Annotated in this window: 12 protein-coding genes; all 12 read right to left on the bottom strand. The window is 66.2% G+C overall.

Annotated features, from left to right (window positions below; translation table 11 throughout):
- Positions 1-60: 60 nt before the first annotated feature.
- The 12 genes from B133_RS0118950 to B133_RS0118895 all read right to left on the bottom strand — a co-directional run bounded on the left by B133_RS0118950 (position 61) and on the right by B133_RS0118895 (position 18,348).
- Complete coding sequence (locus B133_RS0118950; protein WP_018603286.1) at positions 61-1,062, bottom strand: DUF4331 family protein; 1,002 nt, start codon at positions 1,060-1,062, stop codon at positions 61-63.
- 45 nt (positions 1,063-1,107) lie between these two features.
- The gene (locus B133_RS0118945) at positions 1,108-1,536 is read right to left on the bottom strand and encodes an RDD family protein (protein WP_018603284.1); all 429 of its coding nucleotides are present in this window, start codon (positions 1,534-1,536) and stop codon (positions 1,108-1,110) included.
- The gene (locus B133_RS0118940) at positions 1,533-1,964 is read right to left on the bottom strand and encodes a hypothetical protein (protein WP_018603283.1); all 432 of its coding nucleotides are present in this window, start codon (positions 1,962-1,964) and stop codon (positions 1,533-1,535) included. The genes B133_RS0118945 and B133_RS0118940 overlap by 4 nt, the downstream gene beginning before the upstream one ends.
- Positions 1,965-2,162: 198 nt before the next feature.
- Positions 2,163-3,740 carry an acyl-CoA carboxylase subunit beta gene (locus B133_RS0118935; protein ID WP_018603282.1) on the bottom strand — a complete coding sequence of 526 codons (1,578 nt, stop codon included), beginning with the start codon at positions 3,738-3,740 and terminating at the stop codon, positions 2,163-2,165.
- Positions 3,737-9,133, bottom strand: a complete 5,397-nt coding sequence (gene pks13 / locus B133_RS0118930) for a polyketide synthase Pks13 (protein WP_018603281.1) — start codon at positions 9,131-9,133, stop codon at positions 3,737-3,739. The genes B133_RS0118935 and pks13 overlap by 4 nt, the downstream gene beginning before the upstream one ends.
- Positions 9,134-9,313: 180 nt before the next feature.
- Complete coding sequence (fadD32, locus tag B133_RS0118925; protein ID WP_018603279.1) at positions 9,314-11,206, bottom strand: long-chain-fatty-acid--AMP ligase FadD32; 1,893 nt, start codon at positions 11,204-11,206, stop codon at positions 9,314-9,316.
- A gap of 215 nt (positions 11,207-11,421) precedes the next feature.
- Positions 11,422-12,432, bottom strand: coding sequence for a cutinase family protein (locus B133_RS0118920; RefSeq protein ID WP_018603277.1), 1,011 nt, complete (start codon positions 12,430-12,432; stop codon positions 11,422-11,424).
- A gap of 9 nt (positions 12,433-12,441) precedes the next feature.
- On the bottom strand, positions 12,442-12,912 hold the full coding sequence (locus B133_RS0118915) for a hypothetical protein (protein ID WP_018603275.1): 471 nt from the start codon (positions 12,910-12,912) through the stop codon (positions 12,442-12,444).
- A gap of 55 nt (positions 12,913-12,967) precedes the next feature.
- A complete protein-coding gene (locus B133_RS0118910) occupies positions 12,968-13,870 on the bottom strand; it encodes an alpha/beta hydrolase-fold protein (RefSeq protein WP_026256626.1) in 903 nt (300 codons plus the stop codon).
- Positions 13,871-14,117: 247 nt separating this feature from the next.
- Positions 14,118-15,119 carry an esterase family protein gene (locus B133_RS0118905; RefSeq protein WP_018603272.1) on the bottom strand — a complete coding sequence of 334 codons (1,002 nt, stop codon included), beginning with the start codon at positions 15,117-15,119 and terminating at the stop codon, positions 14,118-14,120.
- A gap of 297 nt (positions 15,120-15,416) precedes the next feature.
- Positions 15,417-17,453 (bottom strand): flagellar motor control protein ZomB, encoded by a 2,037-nt coding sequence (gene zomB, locus B133_RS0118900; RefSeq protein ID WP_026256625.1) that lies wholly within the window; start codon positions 17,451-17,453, stop codon positions 15,417-15,419.
- Positions 17,431-18,348: a decaprenyl-phosphate phosphoribosyltransferase gene (locus tag B133_RS0118895; protein ID WP_018603270.1), complete on the bottom strand. Its 918-nt coding sequence runs from the start codon at positions 18,346-18,348 to the stop codon at positions 17,431-17,433. The genes zomB and B133_RS0118895 overlap by 23 nt, the downstream gene beginning before the upstream one ends.
- Positions 18,349-18,354 lie beyond the last annotated feature (6 nt).

The following is an 18,354-nucleotide window of genomic DNA, read 5'->3' as shown; positions in this document are numbered from 1 at the left end:
AGTTACTGCACGCTTTTTCGCGGTACGCGTACATAACTGGCCATTCGGCGGAAAAGTACTTCAGTGCGGCGGCCCCAGATACGGGAAAACCCGCAGGGTGTCGGTATGGGGGCTGAGCCCCGAGGGCGGACAGTCACCCTTGGTCAACGACGCCAGGCGGTAGTCGATCACGTCGTCGGTGAACACCCGGCCGTTCGGATACTTGGCGGGCTTCGACGGGTTGAACGTCAACATGTCGGGCAGGATGCCCTCGGCGTCGATGGCGGCGATCGCCTCGTCATGTGAGTAGCCACCGGTGTGCCCCAGCAAGTGGATGAACAGGCCCATCCAGCGCTCCCGGTCGTGGATCGGAACGCTGGCGTTGTACTCCAGCTTGGTGTCGTCGGTGTTGAAGAAGCTGCTCACCGAAGGATGCCCGGCCCGGTCCACGTGTAGGAGCTCACCGTCGATGCGCACGCTGCACCGACCCCAGATCCGAATGTCCGGGTCGGCGCCGAGCTGTTCGGTCGGCAACTCCAAGACCATCGAGCACACATTGGCCTCGATGTTGGAATCCACACCCGTCCACGGGAATTGGCCACTGAGGTGCAGCGCGGTGAAATTGCGGCCGCCGGTGGTGTCGAACAGGTTCTTGATGCCGTCGAAGTCGAAGAAGAAGGCGTCGCTGCGGGCGCCCGCGAAGAACGTGTAGGCGTTCGTCCGGGCGATCACCGGCTCCCGCCCGAATGACACCTCGACACCGGTGAAGAGCCGTTCCCCCACCGCTTCGGGCGATTCCGCGTCGTCGCCGGACGCTAGGTACACGTCCACGGTCTGACGGCCGTCGACCGGTTCGGAGAAGACGTAGCTGAACGCTATGTCATTGCGCAGGTCACCGTCGTTGTCGATGGCCAGGCGGTAGATGGCATCGGGATGCAGCGCGTCGGCTTGCGGATTGGCGTTGAGAATCAACACCGTGCGCTCCGGATCTGCCGGTGACTGGAAGGCATACAGATCGCATAAATCGAGTCGCTGATCGCCCAGCGGTGGCCCGAGGCTCAGCCCGGTGAAGTGGTTCGACATGATGCCATCCAACCTCTGATAATGCCGGACCGCAGCGGAAACAAGCTACACCCGCACGTACACCACGCGACTACCCAAGACGATGTCCTGCAACGATCTTCGCCGCGCATCAACCACGACCCACAGCAAGCCGACGGGGAACAGCACGTAGGCCACGGCGCGCAGTAGCGCCACCACCGGCGGCAACCGGTCACATCGGCGCCCCACCACTCGCAGCCCCATGACGACCGCGCCGATGGTGCAGCCTGACACCGCCCAGCACGCCGTCAGGTAGAGCACCGAGACGGTGAACATCACCACCGAGGAGAAGATCGCCGACACGGTCGGCAGGATGAATGTAGTGGGGCCGAACATCAACCGCATCAGGATCAGGCCGATGTACAACGCTGAGAGCACGACTCCGACGACGGCCAGATCGATCACCGCGGCCACTCCCCGACTCACGATTCCAGCCGTTCGGACATCCTCGATCACGGCTGTGACCCGCGGCCCAGCAACCGGTCGACGAAGCCGGACACCACGTCGTCGGCCCGCTCACTCTGACTGCGGACGTCCGTCATCACCTCGGCGGTCACCGAATCCGTCGACTTGCGAATGATCGCAGGCAGGTCGATTCCGTCGACCACCTCGTTGGCCAGCCCGACGAGGTCGACGCGCTCGCGTACCAGTTCGTTGAGGTCGAGCTCGTCCAGGACCATGTCGACGACCTGCACGGCGATGGCGGCCACGACCGCCTTGACTGGTTCGACGCCAGCGGCGATGACGCGCCCACCGCGCGCGGACAGATCGCTGCGCGCCTGCTTGAGCAGCCCGCCTACCACGGGCAGCCGCTCCACACCGCGGTAGACCGCTCCGGCGCCGACGACGGCGGTCGCTGCCGCACCCGCGGCAACCGTCACCACAGGATGATCTTCTAGGCCTGACACGGTTCGAATCGTAGCCGCGCGCCGGTTGCTACAGGTGCTGCTTGGACAGCTGGGTTGAATGCACTCTCGGCGGGGACGCTATGCACAGCGTGGTTCCCTTGTGGGACTTGATAAGTGAGCAGACACTGCGGTACCGGAACGGCGGCGTGTCGTGGACCGCAGTGTCTGCTCGCGCTAGATCGGGGTCAGACCATGCTTACGCTGGATGCGAGCGTGATTCTGCTTGTCGCGCAACAGGTGCAGCGACTTGCGCAGCAGCAGCCGGGTCTCGTGCGGCTGAATCACCGCGTCGATGAACCCGCGCTCGGCGGCGATCCACGGCGTGGCCATGTTCTCGTTGTAGCCCTTGATGAATTCGTCGCGGATCTTACGCACCTCGGGCGCGGTGGGATCCGGGAAGCGCTTCACCAGCAGCTGCGCCGCACCCTCGGCACCGATCACCGCGATGCGTGCGGTGGGCCACGCGAAATTCAGGTCGGCCGAGAGCTGCTTGGAGCCCATCACCGCGTACGCACCGCCGTAGGACTTGCGGATCGTGATGGTCACCTTTGGCACGTCGGCCTCCACGACGGCGTTGAGGAACCGCCCGCCGCGCTTGATGATGCCGCCCTTCTCCTGCTCGACACCCGGCAGAAAGCCCGGGGTGTCGACCACGAAAACCAAAGGCAGGTTGTAGGAGTCGCAGAACCGGACGAAACCGGCGGCCTTGTCAGACGCCTCGTTGTCGATCGAACCCGACATGTGCATCGGCTGGTTCGCGATCACCCCGACCGGGTGCCCGTCGACCCGCGCGAAAGCGGTGATCAGCGACTGCCCGCGCTGCGCGGCCACGTCGAACACGTCGCCGTCGTCGAAGATCCGCAACAGGATCTCGTGCATGTCGTAGGCCATGTTGTCGGCGTCCGGCACGATGGAATCCAGCTCAAGGTCGTGCGGCGTGATTTCGGGCTCCAGGCCCGGGTTGACGATCGGCGGATCGTCAAAGGTGTTGGGAGGCAGGAAGCTCAGGTAGTCACGCACATATTGGAACGCCGCGGCCTCGTCCTCGACCACCTGGTGAATGTTGCCGTAGCGGGCCTGTGCGTCCGCGCCGCCGAGCTCGTCGAGGGTCACGTCCTCACCCGTGACATCCTTGATGACGTCCGGTCCCGTGACGAACATGTAGCCCTGGTCGCGCACCGCGACCACGAGGTCGGTCTGGATCGGCGAATACACCGCGCCGCCTGCGCATTTGCCGAGGATGATGGAGATCTCAGGCACCATGCCGCGCAGCAGCTCGTGGCGACGGCCGAGTTCGGCGTACCAGGCCAGCGAGGTCACCGCGTCCTGGATGCGCGCGCCGCCGGAGTCGTTGATGCCGATCATCGGGCAGCCGACCATGGCCACCCATTCCATCAGTCGGGCCACCTTGCGGCCGAACATCTCACCGACCGTGCCCTGGAACACCGTCTGGTCGTGGCTGAACACGCCGACCGGGCGGCCGTTGATGGTGCCGTGGCCGGTGACCACACCGTCGCCGAACAGTGCGTTCGGGTCACCCGGGGTTTTGCACAGCGCACCGATCTCCAGGAAGCTGCCCGGGTCGAGCAGCGCGTGGATCCGCGCGCGGGCACTGGGGATACCCTTTTTCGCGCGCTTGGCGACGGCCTTCTCACCGCCGGGTTCCTTGGCGAGCTCGAGCTTCTCGCGGAGGTCGGCCAGCAGCTCAGCGGTGGTCCTCGGCGAATGGGCGGGGGACGGTTCAGTCGTCACTTGCTCTCGCTCTCAGCTTCGATACGGTTGAGCGCCTCGCTCATATGCGCACCCACCTTGGCAATGTACGGCTCATCGATGGCCTGGATGTGCTCGCCCCCGATGGGCACCACCTCGAGGTCCTTGGCGAATTCGCCCCACCCGCCGTCGGGCTTACGGGTCGCATACGCGGGCTCGAAGACGATCGCGTCATCGTGGTAGCGGTCGGCCATGTACAGCGTGACGTGCCCGTCGTACGGCTGGATCTCGATGGTGTCCAGGGCGCGGTTGTCCAGGTACGACGTGCGCTGGTGCTCGATGATCCCGCCCGGGATCTGCACGCCGCTCTGCGCGACGACCTCCAGGACGAACTTCACCTGGCCCTCGTCGTCGAGCTTCTCGAGCTCCTCGTAGGGGATCTCGGGAACGTCCACGTTGAAAGTGCGCTCGGCGAACCGTGCGTAGCGGTCCCACCGAGCCCGCATCCCCGCCTGGCTCTGGTCGATCGGCTCACCGGGGCGCACGCAGTCGATCAGCCCGACGTAGCGCACATCGGCGCCGGCTTGCTTGAGCCCGATGGCGCACGCATAAGCCAGCGCACCGCCGAGCGACCAGCCCGCCAGCACGAACGGACCCTTGTGCATCTCCAGCAGCTTGGGCACGTACTCGGCGGCGCGCTCTTCGATGGAACCCTCGACCCGTTCGATGCCGTACACCGGGGTGTCTGCCGGCAGCCGCTTCATCAACGGCTCGTAGACGACGGTGGATCCGCCGGCCGGGTGGAACACGAAGAGCGGGACGCGTGAGGAACCTTCTACAGGAGCCCGCAGGGTGCGGACGAATCCGTCGACCACACCTTCCTCGAGCTGGTCGCGGACGATCGTGGCCAAGCGCTCGATGGTCGTGGCCGACTTGACGTCGTCGACCGTGATGGTGCCCTCGGCGCGTTCGGACAGCCGCTCGGCCAACTTGGTCGCGGTAGCCTCGTCGACCGCGGGGAGCTCGTTGAAGATGCCGCCCGGCGACTTACCGGTGACGATCGCCCACGTCGCGAACGTGACGCGTTCCGCGGCGTCACGCGGCGGAACGTCAGCACCGAGCGCCTCGGTCACCGCCTCCTGGGTGAGCACCTTGGCCGCTGCCGCGGCCGCGGTGGCCTTGGAAGGGCCAGCAGGTCCGCTCGGATCGGTGGGCGGAGCCGGGATAGCGGCTTCCGACTCCCCCGTCGCTCGACTATCCCCCGTCGCTCCGCTCACCTCTGCAAGCTTGGCCTCGACCTCGGCAACACTCGACGCCCCACCCAGCAGCTCGGCCTGCTCGGCGGCGATCTCCTCGGCGGTCTTGCCCTTCTGGGACTCGGCGAGCTGATCGACCTCGTCGCGGTGCTCGATCGCGTACTTGATGAGCTCCTCGACGTTGTAGAGGTTCGCGTCGCGCACCGCGGTCAACTGGATCGGCGGCAGGTCGAAGTCGTACTCGACGCGATTCTTGATCCGCACCGCCATGAGCGAGTCGAGACCCAGCTCGATCAGCGGTACCTCCCACGGCAGGTCCTCGGGCTCATAGCCCATAGCGCCACCGACGATCGTGCCCAATCGCTGTGCGACGGTCTCGCCCGAGTCCGGTGACCACTTGGCAAAGCCCACACCGAGATTGGCGCCCTGGGTGAGGTTGTCCTGCAGGATCTCCGGAGCCGCCCCGACGGTGACGTCGGGCTCAGCCTCGTCCTCGACCAGTGCCTGGCCGACCACTGGGGCGACAACCCCGGCACCCACGGCGGTCGGCAACGCGGTCGCCGCACCACCTCGGGTCACGATCGCGTCGTAGACCAGGGTGAACGACTCATCGATGCGGGCGTGCACCTGCACCGAGGCTCCACCCGGATGCCGCGTCAGCGTCGTGACCAGTCGCGATCCCTCGGCGGGCACCGCGCGCTGCTCGGACGCGGTCAGCTTGGCGTCCGGAAGAACCTGTGCGGCAGCGGCTTTCACTAGGACCGCTAGGTCACTCGCACCCTTCGGCACAAACTCCCAGACATGCCTGCCGTCCGGGGTCGCAACGTGGTTGCCCGGCATGACCGCCGAGCTGTCACCGGTGAAGTGCACGTCGAGCCAGTGCTGCTTGCGCTTGAACCGGGTCGGCGGGACGTTGGCGAAATCGAGCGCACCGGCCAGGCCACTGGATTTGCGCGGGAACAGCGTGCGCAGGTCCAGATCGTGACCGTGCACGTACAGGTGCGCCATGGCCGTGGTCATCGAGGCGACCTCGTCCTGTTTACGGGCCAGCGTGGGGACCAGCTGCGCGTCGTGCAGCCCCGCGGGCGCTGTCGTGAGCCCAACCTGCATGAGCGCCACCGGATTCGGGGCGAGCTCCAGGAACGTGGTGTGCCCGTTGTCGATCGCGTTGCGGATCCCCTGGGTGAAGTAGACGCTGTGCCGCAGCCCCTTCTTCCAGTACTCCACGTCGTGGATGGGCTCGCTTCCTGAGCGGATGAACTTGCCCTCGTGCACGGTCGAGAAGTAGCCCGTGGTCAGTGGATGCGCCTGGATCCCTTGAATTTCCGCGGCAAGCTCACCGAGCAGCGGGTCCATCTGCTGGGTGTGGCTGGCGCCCTTCGTCTGGAACTTACGGGCGAACTTGCCCTCCGATTCGGCGCGCGCGATGATCGCGTCGACCTGCTCGGGCGGGCCGCCGATGACGGTCTGGGTCGGCGCGGCGTAGACGCACACCTCAAGATCGGGGAAATCGCTGAAGACCGTCTTGATCTCGTCGGCCGAGTACTCCACGAGCGCCATGAGCCGGATGTATTCGCCGAACAACATCGCCTCGCCTTCACCCATCAGGTGCGCGCGCGAGCAGATCGTGCGGGTCGCGTCAGCCAGCGACAGGCCGCCGGCGAAGTAGGCCGCGGCAGCCTCGCCGAGCGACTGTCCCACGAGCGCACCGGGTTTGGCGCCATGTGCCTTGAGCAGCTCACCGAGCGCAACCTGGATCGCGAAGATCACGGTCTGGGTGGTCTCGATGCCGTAGTCCTTCGAGTCGTCGAGGATCAGCTCGACGATCGAATAGCCCAGCTCGTCTTGCACATGGGCGTCGACCTTGTTGATCCATTCGGCGAAGATCTCGTCGCGCAGGTACAGGCTCTTGCCCATCTTGCGGTGCTGCGCACCGAATCCGGCCAACACCCACACCGGCCCGTTGGTAACCGGCCCGTCGGCGGTAATCACGCTGGGATGCTGCTTGCCCTCGGCCAGCGCGCGCAGACCCTTGACGGCCTCGTCGTGGTCGTGAGCCAGCACGACCGCGCGGGAACGGCCGTGGTTGCGTCGCGACAGCGAACGCCCGATGGACTCGAGCGACGACGCCCGACCCTCAGCGCTATCGATCCAGTCCGCCAACTCGGCCGCGGCCGCCTTCTTGCGTGACGTCAAGAACGCCGAAACTGCCAGCGGGACAACCTTCTTGGTGGGCTCGGCGGCCTCAGCGGCAGCCAGTTCCTCGCGGGCCACCTCGAGCAGGCGCTTAGCCTCGTCAGTCAGGCCCGGCAGCTCGTAGGTCGCCTCGTAATCAGCGGAGCCGTAGGCCGGGTACTCGTCCACTTCCGGCTCATCGCTGTCTGTTGCTCTTCGCGCAAGCGGCTCATTGTGCACGAACTCGCCGTACTCATCCATCCGCACGCCACCGACGTATACCGCGTCGGTGGCGTCGGAAGCCGACTTATCCTCGACGGCTTCGGGTTTCGGTTCGGGCTCGGTCAGATCGCTGGGCAACACCTCGCGCAGCACCAGGTGCGCGTTGGCGCCACCGAACCCGAAGCCCGACACACCGGTGATGGCGTGCCCGCTGTAGCGCGGCCACTCCGAGAGGGTGTCGTTGACCTTGAGATGTTCCTTGTCGAAGTCGATGTAGGGGTTGGGTCCCGCGTAGTTGATCGACGGTGGCAGCTTGTCGTTGGCCAGCGACAGCGTCACCTTTGCCAGGCTGGCCGCGCCCGCGGCCGACTCCAGGTGTCCCACATTGGATTTCACCGCACCCAGCAGGGCTGGCTTATCGGCGTCACGGCCGCGGCCGACCACTCGGCCGAGCGCATCGGCCTCGATCGGGTCGCCCAGGATGGTGCCGGTGCCGTGCGCCTCGATGTAGTCGACGGTCCGCGGGTTGATTCCCGCGTCCTTGTAAGCCTTGCGTAGCACGGCCTCCTGCGCGTCGGGGTTGGGCGCGAGCAGACCGTTGGACCGGCCGTCATGGTTGATCGCACTGCCTGCGATGACCGCCAGGATGTGGTCGCCGTCGCGGCGCGCATCGGATACCCGTTTGAGCACCAGTATGCCGCCGCCCTCGGCACGGGCATAGCCGTCGGCGTCCGACGAGAACGACTTGATGCGCCCGTCAGCTGCCAGCACGCCGCCGACCTCGTCGAAACCGACCGTCACCAGCGGGGTGATCAGCGCATTCACGCCACCCACCACCGCGACGTCGGCCTCGCCGGAGCGCAGCGCCTGCACGCCGTGGTGCGCAGCCACGAGCGAGCTGGAACATGCGGTGTCCACCGCGACCGACGGGCCGCGGAAATCGTAGAAGTACGAAACCCGGTTGGCGATGATCGAACTCGCGGTTCCGGTGATCGCATACGGGTGGGCAACAGACGGGTCGCTCATCGCCAGGAAGCTGTAGTCGTTGGTCGAGCTGCCGATGTACACCCCGACGCTGGTCCCGCGCAGGCTCGACGCCGGAATCCGGGCGTGCTCCAAGGCTTCCCACGTCAACTCAAGCGCCATGCGCTGCTGCGGGTCGATGTTGTCGGCTTCCATCTTCGACAACGCGAAGAACTCGGAGTCGAAGCCCTTGATGTCCTTGAGGTAGCCGCCGCGGGTGCGGGCCTTGGCGACTCGCTCGGCGATGCGCGGCTCGTCGAGAAACTCCTCCCACCGGCCCTCGGGCAGATCGGTGATGGCGTCGCGGCCCTCGAGCAGCGCGGTCCACATCTCGTCAGGAGTGTTCAGGTCCCCCGGGAAGCGGGTTGCCACGCCGACGATGGCGATGTTGAAGCTGTCCTCGTCCACATCCCGGGACCAGTCCTCGTCACCGGTGTTCTCGGGTTCGGGCTCACCCTCAATGATCACGGTGGCCAGCGACTCGATGGTCGGGTGCCGGAACAGCACCGTGGCCGTCAGTGTCACACCGGTGAGATCCTCGATGTCGCTGGCCATCGCCACCGCGTCACGCGAGGACAAGCCAAGCTCGATCAGCGGGGTGGTCTCATCGATGGCATCGGGCGACTGCCCGGTGGCGGTGGCCACCGCCTTACGCAGCCACTCACGCATCTCCGCGACCGTCATGTCGGGGCGCGACGTCGATTGGCCGGCAGACTCGGTGGTCGCTGGAAGATTCGAGTCGTTCTGTGTTTCATCCATCGCGGGTTGTCCTCCTCGCGTGCGGGGTTCAGCTCACTGTTGTCTCAGACCGGCCGCGGGAGTCGGCGACATGTCTAACGCAGATCAGTGCCATCTCTTCTTCGCGCAAGCGCTCATCAGTGCCATCTCTTCTTCGCGCAAGCGCTCATCAGTGCCATCTCTTCTTCGCGCAAGCGCTCATCAGTCGGTCTCGTCTGGGAAGGCATTGGCAATCTTGCCGCTGCGCAGGGTGCCGTCCAGATAGGCGGCCCGGCAGGCGCGGCGGCCGATCTTGCCGCTCGACGTGCGCGGGATGGCTCCCGCCGCGGTCAGCAACACGTCGCGGACGGTGACCCCATGCCGCACCGCGATGGCGGCGCGGATGTCGTCGGAGATCGGGCCGACCTCGAGCTTGTGTGCGCCCGGCGCCCGCTCGGCCACGATCACGAGCTGTTCAGAGGTGTCGCTGGCGTCACGGTGCAGCCCGGCGTGGGCGTTCTCGAAGACCTCGTCGGGTAACTGGTTGGCCGGCACCGAGAAGGCCGCCACATATCCGGTGCGCACAGCCTTGCTGGCCTCCTGCGCCGAATACTCCAGATCCTGTGGGTAGTGGTTGCGGCCGTCGATGATCACCAGATCCTTGACGCGGCCGGTGATATAGAGGTCACCTTCGTAGAAGGCGCCGTAGTCGCCCGTGCGCACCCAGGTGGCGTCGTCGGCCGCGCCTTGCGCGTGCGACGGGCTGGTCCGTGACTTGAGGGTGTTTTGAAACACCTCGCGGCTCTCCTCGGGCTTGCCCCAGTAGCCGGTGCCCATGTTCTCGCCACTGATCCAGATCTCGCCGATCTGTCCGTCGGGCAGTTCGCTGGCGCTTTCGGCGTCGACGATGACGGCCCATTCGGAGATGCCGACCTGGCCTGCGGAGGCCTGTGCGACGGCCTTCGGGGAATCCTCGGCCACCTCGACAATCCGGCCGCTATTGAGTTCGTCGCGGTCGACCGTGATGATCTTGGGCTCTTCGGCGGCAGGGGTAGTCGACACCATCAACGTTGCCTCGGCCAGTCCGTAGGACGGTTTGATGGCTTTGGCCGGGAACCCGAACGGGCCGAACGCCTCGTTGAACCGGCGCACGGTCGCCGCAGAGATCGGCTCACTGCCGTTTAGCACGGCCTTGACATTGGACAGGTCCAACGTCTCGGCGCCATCTTTGGGGACACCGCGAGTAGCAGCGTGGTCGAAGGCGAAGTTGGGAGCCACCGAGATGACGCCGCCGGTGTCGCCTTCCTTGCGGGCCATCTCGCGGATCCAGCGCTCGGGACGGCGCACGAAGGCGGCCGGGGTCATGAAGGTGAAGTAGTGACCGATCATCGGGGCGATCAGCCCGGTGACCAGACCCATATCGTGGAAGAACGGCAGCCAGGACAGCCCACGGTCGCCCTCCTCGCCTTCCAGCGCCTCGACGATCTGCACGATGTTGGTGGCCATGTTGAGGTGGGTGATCTGCACGCCGGTGGGGATGCGGGTCGATCCGGAGGTGTATTGCAGGTACGCGATGGTGGTCTCGTCGGGCTGATCGGGCTTGACCCACGTGGCGGCAACGTCATCCGGGACCGCGTCGACGGCGATCACGCGCGGCCGTTGGTTGGCGGGCCGGCTGCGGAAGAACTTGCGGACACCTTCGGCGGCCTCGGTGGTGGTCAGGATCGCCGACGGGTGGCAGTTGTCCAGCACCGCGTGCAGGCGGCCGACGTGCCCGGGCTCAGACGGGTCGAACAGCGGCACCGCGATGCGGCCCGCGTAGAGGGCGCCGAAGAAGGCGACGAGGTAGTCGAGGTTCTGCGGGCACAGGATCGCGACGCGGTCTCCCGGTTGGGTGACCTGCTGCAACCGCGCGGCGACGGCCTTGTTGCGGGCACTGAACTGCGCCCACGTCAGGTCGTGGGCGATGCCTTCACGTTCGGTGGAGAAGTCGAGGAACCGGTAAGCGAGTCTGTCGCCACGCACCTTGGCCCAGCGCTCGACGTGTTCAACGATGCTGGCGCCGTCAGGAAACTTGATCTGTCCGTCCTTGATGAACGGATTGTGGAACGGCATATCTCTTCTCCCGTCGGAGCCGCACTCATCGTGAAGCCTGTTGTCGCACGTCATTCACGGTGCGCCTCAGCCAGTCAACCGACCGCGCGTACCCAAACCCCGAAGATGGTACGCGCGATCGGACTCGCTACACATATATGAAGCCCTTACTTTTCTCTTAATATTAGGGGAGTCCAGCGGCCCCAACCAAATCCGGCGCGCACGTGGCCGAACTGTTATCCGTGTGCGGGATGCGGCGCGTTCTCGATGAGGTTCTGCGCCCACGCCAACGTCCACTGGGTGGCCGTCTGACCATTGAGAACCCAGAACTGCGGAGTGTTGTAAAGGGCGTGCACCGGACCCGCGGTGCTTCCGGACAGCGTCGACAACGTGGCCGGCAGGTTGACGATCGAGAACGCCTCCTCCGGAGCGGAGCAGATCAGGTCACCGGTGCCGCAGATCTCATTGGTGCGGTCGTTGAGAGCACCGAAACCCCCTGGGCGGGGGCCGGTCATCGTCAACCCGAGGGCCGACAGCGTCGGCACCTCGTGCAGCGTGACCTCCGCGCCCTGTCCGACGGGGTTGGGGCCCACGTCGTTACCCACACCCATCTGACGACGTCCGTCGGCGATCAAGGTCACGCCGAGCACGAGATCCTCGTCGACCGGGCCGCGACCGTTGCCGATGTCGCTGGCGATGTCCCCGCCGATCACCGCGCCCTGGGAGAAACCCATGATCACGTAACTGGTCAACGGGCAACGGTCGTTCATGTCCGTCAGCGCCTTGACCGCGGCCCGCGTGCCTTCCGCCCGACTGTCGTTGTAGGACATCTGGTTGTCGGCGGAAAACGGATTGTGGAACTGCGCGGTGTAAGGAACGGTGTAGGTCTCTATTCGTGAGTTGTCGAACTGGTCCCGCAGCGGATTGGTCACGTTGAGCAGCAACGCCATCGGGAACTGCACCGGGTTGGTCGGGTCCAGCTGCACCGAGGACTCCCAGGTGCCCGGGATCGAAAGGACGAAGACGTCCGGGCAGTCCGCGCTCTGGAACGCCGGACGCGGCTTACGTGACGTCGGGGGCACCTGCACCCCGGGGGACGGCTGGGCGCTGGGCGGCGCAGACGGCGTCTCCGGCCGCCGCATCACGATCACCACGATCGCCACCACGAGCACCACGACGAGTGCCATCGCACCGGCTGCGACCAGCGCCAGGACGCGATGCCGCTTCCGTCGAGAATTTTTTGCCATGTCTCCCTGCTAGCAGAGTCGTTCGGTTGCGATGCGGATGTAGTCGGTGGCCGCGGTGGTGACTTCCCCAGCCGACACGTCCCCGGCCGACTCGTCCCAGGTCGACACGGTGTCGTCCACCGCGTGTTTGGCTTGCACATCACTGCGCACCAGGGGTAGCACAAGATCCCACACCGCCTGATCATTCTGCTTCGCGGCCCGCGCCTGACAGACATAGGACCCGATGGTCAGGGCTTGAAGATCGCTCGACGGCTTCACCCCGGCAGCGGCCAGCGCGTCGAGATACGACCGCTGCTGGGCGCTGAGGGCCGGAGAACTCGACGCCGACGAGGGGTCACCCGACTGGGGGTGCGCATCGTTGATTTGCGATGTCGGCATGGCGAGCGGCTCCATCATGTCGCTGCCCACGCCGCAGCCGGACAGCAACGACGCAGCGGACACCGCGAGAGCCAGGGTGGCCGACCGTACCGAGCGTTGCACGGCTCCACGGTACCGGCTGCCAAAAAGTGTCCCGGGACAGCCGAATTCGCCGCGGTTACTTGATGGTGGCCACCAGCTCGCCCGACATCTGGGCCAACTGCGGGGCCCAGCTGCCCCAGTCATGCTGGCCGCTGCCCTGGAAGTCGAAGTGACCGTTGCCGCCGCCGACCCCGCGGTAGCGCGAGTAGAACACCCGGTTGCTGCCCTGGGCCTGATCGCATACGCCGATCATGGCGGGCGGATCGCTGCAGGTCATCGTGCTGGGCGTGAATACCCACAGCCGGGTGTTGGCATCGGCCAAGAGCTGCACGTGGACGTCCGGGTCGTGCCACTTCCACCGGCCCAGCTGCGGCGCACCCCACATGCCGTAGCTGTCGACGCCGCCGTACTGCGCCAACCCCGCGGTGATGGCGCCGTTCATGGTGGTGGCCGACGGCGTCAGGAAGCCCGACAGCGAGCCGGCGAAGCGGAACCGGTCCGGGTGGAATGCGGCCAGCGTCAATGCCGCGGTACCGCCCTGCGAAGCACCCACGATGCCGTGGCCACCCGGGTCCAGCCCCTTGTTGGCGGCCAGCCAGTTCGGCAGCTCCTCGCTGAGAAAGGTCTCCCACTGTTTGCTGCCGTCCTGCTCCCAGTTGGTGTAGAGGCTCCACGCCCCACCGGCCGGGGCGGCCACCGAGATGCCGCGGCCGGCCAGCGTGGTCATCGCGTGCCCGGCGTTGACCCAGTTGCTCACGTCGGGGGCCGCATTGAAGGCATCGAGCAGGAACACCGCATGCGGCCCGCCGCCCTGGAACGCCACCGGGATGTCGCGGCCCATCGCGGCCGAGGGCACCATCAGGTATTCGACACCGTCGGCGCGGGCCGAAGTTCCGGTGAGGACCGACGAAGTCCACAGCCCGGCCGCCAGAACCGCGGCCAGCAGCACCGCCCGGATGGCAATCAATGCACGTCGCATCCTCAAACCCCTCCTGCTGCCGGGAACCCCGGGGAGCCCGCCGGACCCCATCGCTGAGAAGTGCCCCCGCACACCTAACGTCGCCCGCGCACGCGAGAAGCACAGCCCCCGCGCACGCGAGGAGCACAGACTCGTTGTAGTGAACCACACGGCCGCTCGGCAGGGCCGCGAATGACTGACGGCGGCGCCCCCGGAAGGGTCGCCGCCATCAGCGTCAATTCATATTCGGCCGGTACCGACCGCCTGATCAGGCGGTCGGAGTGGCACCGAGCACGCGCTGCAGGTCAGGCTTCATGGCCTGCAGCTGCTGGCCCCAGTAAACCCAGGCGTGCGTACCGCTCTGCGGGAAGTTGAACACCGCGTTCTTGCCACCCGCGGCGATGTACTTCTCCTGGAACGTCGTGTTGGTCCGGCACAGGAAACCCTCGAGGAACTTGGCCGGGACATCGGTGCCGCCGGCATCGTTCGGCTTGCCGTTACCGCAGTAGATCCACAGACGGGTACCTTCGGCGGCGATCTTGGCGACGTTGACCGTCGGATCGTTGGCCTTCCAGGCCGGATCGCTCGACGGGCCCCACATGTCCTCGGCCTTGTAGCCACCGGCGTCATTCATCGACACACCGATCAGCGTGGGCCACCAGCCCTCGGACGGGTTCAAGGTGCCCGACAACGATGCCGCGTAGATGAACTGCTCCGGGTGGTTCATCGCCAGGATCAGCGCGGCCGAACCGGCCATCGACAGACCGACGACGGCACTACCGGTCGGCTTGACGTCGCGGTTGGCCGCCAGCCAGGCCGGAAGCTCGCTCGTCAGGAAGGTTTCCCACTTGTAGGTCTTGCAGCCGCCGTCCTTGCTGCCGCACGCCGGCTTGTACCAGTCGGTGTAGAAGCTGGACTGGCCGCCGACGGGCATGACGACGGAGATGCCGGAGTCCAGGAACCACTCGAACGTCGGCAGCTCGATATCCCAGCCGCTGTTGTCTTCGCGGGCGCGCATGCCGTCGAGCAGGTACAGTGCGGGCGAACCCGGTCCACCGCTCTGGAACTCCACGCGGATGTCACGTCCCATCGCCGCCGACGGAACGTCGAGATACTCGACCGGCAGACCCGGGCGAGAGAAAGCCCCAGCAGTCGCCGAGCCACCCGCGACGCCCACCAGGCCAGGCAGCAGGGCCGCAACAGCGACCGCAACCGTCAGCCGGCGCGACAGACCTGCCGCTGCGCCGCGCATCTTCCCAACGAACTTCATACTGCTCCCTATCTCACTCATCTGTCCGTGTGCCGCACGCCGATTCAGACCGACGTACGCGGCTCACGTGCCCGTGTAGTCAACCACACGACGGCCTATTTCTCGTTTTCAGCAGTTGTCTGCCCAGGTCAGGGCCTCGGACGTCGAGGACGCGAGCAAAGGCAGACCATCGGGCACCGCAGGCGGAAGCACGGATGCCCGATTACGTATCGGGCCATGGCGGCCTAGTGTTACCCAAACAGACGAACCCGCTTACGACCAAATCCGCGCCTTGCGGTATAGGCGTCACGAGGCGGGCTACGGACCGGTTGCAGGCATCCCGTCGTAGGGCGGGGTTTTGGTCGGCGGAGGCTGCAAGCCACACCGCTTGAGCTCGTACAACGGCACCCGGTCGATCCGGTATTTGGTGAATTCAAATGCATGTGTCAGGTTCGACAGGAATCGCCGCGGCCCCATCTCGTCGCGCACAGAATTCAGCATCGCTTCGGTACCCGGGCACTCCAAGGCCACCCCGGCCTCGGCGATCCAGTCCTCGTCGAGATAGGGCGGAATGTACGGGTGTTCCTTCAGGAACGGCCCCTCTGCCACGGCCCAGTCCGGGAACAGGTTCTTGTCGTGGCCGATACGCCCGTCGGTCAAGCGCTGGGTGTGCATCGCAAGCGGGTTTGCCAGCCCGATCTGATCGATGACCCGCACATTGAGCCCGGTGTTCATGCTGACCATGCCGAGATTGGTGAAAAAAACCGTGTGCGGCGGGGTCAACGCCTTGCGAGCCGACGGCGAGAGACCCGGTGGCGGCGGGATCGCGGGCACCACATCCCATTGGTCGTAGTTGCCGGACGGTAGGAGCAGAGCGCCGTCGGGGGTGTTGTTGATGGCCACCAGCACCGCACGCATGCGCGGGTAGTCCAGGTAGTCGGCCGCGGTCAGCGGATGCGCATGACCGGTGGCCTGCGAGTAGAAGCGGCGTTCGTCGACGATCCCGGAATAGGTGACCTTGGTGCCGTCCGCGCCGAGTCCCGGCGAATTGGCCGCCCAGATGGACCAGCCCACCACGGCCGCCCACAGCACGCTGGTGGCCGCAGCCAGCAGATAACCGGTCTCCCGGGTGAACTTGGTGCCGTCGGGCAGCACCACGGGGATCACCGCGACGGGGGCCAGCATGCAGAACACCGGCGCCAGCAACACGCGGCCATGCATGAAGTCGCCGCCCTGACGTATCCAGTACACGGCCTGCAGGAAACCGCTCAGAATCATGAAAATGACGATGGCGGGCGGACTTTGGATGGTCCGCGGCAACCAGCCGTAACCGCGGGGCACCTGGCGCCGAACCCACCACGGCCTGGTCCGGGTGGCCAGCAGCACCATCCCGAGGAGCACCAGCAGGACCGCGGGCACCCACAACAGATACGGATGGTTGAAGTTGGTCAGATAGATGAAACCCTGCGCCCATTTGGATCCCGACGCGTCCTTGGCCACCGCCGTACCGGGCACCAGCAGGCCGTAGTAGCCCATCCGGAAGATCTGATAGCCCACCGGCAGCAGCCCGCCCGCGACGACGATCAGTGTCCGGCGGCGCCAGCCGCGCGCGGCCACCAGCATCATGATCAGTAGTCCGCCGCCGAGCAGCGCCAGTTCGGGACGGATCAGCACGCTCAGGCCCGCGACAAAGGCCAGCGACGCCTCGAAGACCCGGCCGGTGACGTTCTGCTGCGCCCGCTGCTGATCGGGGTGTGCGCGCAGTGCCTGCGACCAACACACCATCATCCACCACAGCAAGCCGAGATAGGCCAGCGCCAAACCACTTTCGAGCCCCGAGGTGGCGAAGTCACGAGCCGGCGGGATCGCGATGTAGACCAGCGCACCGGCCGGCAGCACCAGCGCGCGGCGGCCCTGCAGGCTGGGCGCATAGAGTCGACCGGTACCCAGCATGACCAACACCATGCCGAGCACGCTGAGTACCAGCGCCAGGGCCAGCACCACGTACTCCAGTCGCATCGGGCCGCCGATCCAGGCGCCCAGGGTCACCAGGTACGTCCAGGCCGTCGAGGTGTTGGTCTCCACGCGCTCCCCGGCGTTGAAGACCGGACCGTTGCCGGCCAACAGGTTTCGTACCGTGCGCAGCACGATCAGACCGTCGTCGGCGATCCACCGGCGTTGCCAGGCGCCCCACCCGAACAGGCCCGCGACCACCACGACGCTAGCCCACAGGCTGACCCGCACCGAGATGTCGTACGGGAATGCCGGCGAGCGCTCGAATCGCTCGCCCAGGCCGACAGCCCGCAGCCGTAGGCCGATCACCCCGCTGCGGTCAGCTGAAAGCGATGGCAGCACCGATGGTCCCGATCCACGCCACGGCCAGCAGCTGCAGGACCCGGTCCCGCAGGGCGATCTCCTCCGGCTCGCCGGCGATGCCGCCATCGACGTCGACCGCGTAACGCAGGATGGCGATCGTGAACGGGATCATCGAGATGGCGAACCACGACGATCCGACGACGCGATCGCGTTCGAAGGCCCACAGTCCATAGCAGACCACCACCGCGGTGGCCGCCAGCGTCCAGACGAAGCGCAGATACGAGGTGGTGTAGCTCTCCAGCGACTTGCGGATCTTCGCGCCGGTACGTTCGGCCAGCTGCAGCTCGGCATACCGCTTACCGGATGCCATGAACAACGAGCCGAATGCCATGACCAACAGGAACCACTGTGACAGCGGGATGCCGGTGGCCACACCACCGGCGATGGCCCGGATCAGGAATCCCGACGAGACGATGCAGATGTCCAGCACCGCTTGGTGTTTCAGGCCGAAACAGTAGGCCAGCTGAATACCCAGATAGATCGCCATCACCAGGGCCAGGTTCGGCGTCAGCGCCCAGGAGACGCCCAGCGACACCACGGCCAAGACCACCGCGAGCCCGTAGGCGAGCCATTCGGGCACCACACCGGCCGCGATCGGCCGGAACCGTTTGGTGGGGTGCGCCCGGTCCGCCTCGACGTCACGGGCGTCGTTGATCAGGTAGATCGACGACGACGCCAGGCAGAACACCACGAACGCGATCGAGATCTTGTAGGTCAGGTCTGCGTAGTCGTAGTGGACGCCGCCACCCAGCGCGGCCATCGGCGCGGCCAACACCAGGAGGTTCTTCACCCACTGGCGGGGGCGCATCGCCTTGACGGTACCGGTCACCACATTCTTCGGTGGGCCAGAAGTCGGCTGGGCTTCCTCACTCATCCGAGC

It is taken from the genome of Mycobacterium sp. 155, assembly GCF_000373905.1.
Classification (GTDB): Bacteria; Actinomycetota; Actinomycetes; order Mycobacteriales; family Mycobacteriaceae; genus Mycobacterium.
This window is presented reverse-complemented; position numbering and strand designations above follow the sequence as displayed.

Coding starts and splice junctions, on each gene's coding strand:
- fadD32 (WP_018603279.1), bottom strand. CDS start 11,206: ATGCCGTTCCACAATCCGTTCATCAAGGACGGACAGATCAAGTTTCCT.
- B133_RS0118895 (WP_018603270.1), bottom strand. CDS start 18,348: ATGAGTGAGGAAGCCCAGCCGACTTCTGGCCCACCGAAGAATGTGGTG.
- B133_RS0118910 (WP_026256626.1), bottom strand. CDS start 13,870: ATGCGACGTGCATTGATTGCCATCCGGGCGGTGCTGCTGGCCGCGGTT.
- pks13 (WP_018603281.1), bottom strand. CDS start 9,133: ATGGATGAAACACAGAACGACTCGAATCTTCCAGCGACCACCGAGTCT.
- B133_RS0118950 (WP_018603286.1), bottom strand. CDS start 1,062: ATGTCGAACCACTTCACCGGGCTGAGCCTCGGGCCACCGCTGGGCGAT.
- B133_RS0118905 (WP_018603272.1), bottom strand. CDS start 15,119: ATGAAGTTCGTTGGGAAGATGCGCGGCGCAGCGGCAGGTCTGTCGCGC.
- B133_RS0118920 (WP_018603277.1), bottom strand. CDS start 12,432: ATGGCAAAAAATTCTCGACGGAAGCGGCATCGCGTCCTGGCGCTGGTC.